General features: G+C 52.2%; 1 pseudogene. It reads right to left on the minus strand.

What is annotated here, in order from left to right:
- Window positions 1-314: pseudogene (locus MWU64_RS15365) on the minus strand (transposase); the annotation flags it as partial.
- Between the last annotated feature and the right edge of the window lie 71 nt (window positions 315-385).

Genomic DNA, 385 nt, shown 5'->3' on the forward strand with positions numbered 1-385 from the left:
TTTCTGGCTGACGGCTTTCTGCGCCATCTCACGGCGACGAGACGGCTTTACCACTTTTTTTCGATGGCTTCCTTGAGGATATCAGCCTTCAGTCGCTCCTCGGCATACATCTTCTTGAGTCGGCGATTTTCGTCCTCTAGCTCCTTCAGCCTAGCCATCATGGACGCATCCATACCACCGAACTTGGCGCGCCATTTGTAAAAGCTGGCGCTACTCATGCCGTGCTCACGACACAACTCCGGAACCGGAACACCGTTCTCGGCTTGCTTCAGGATCGACAGGATCTGGCTGTCGGAAAAACGTGACTTCTTCATGCAGAATCTCCCTGCGTGTAGCTTACGGAAAATTCTACTTTTAAACACCGCTGTTTTTCGGGGGGATTACC

The sequence above is a fragment of the Marinobacter sp. S0848L genome (genome assembly GCF_023016065.1).
Lineage (GTDB): Bacteria > Pseudomonadota > Gammaproteobacteria > Pseudomonadales > Oleiphilaceae > Marinobacter.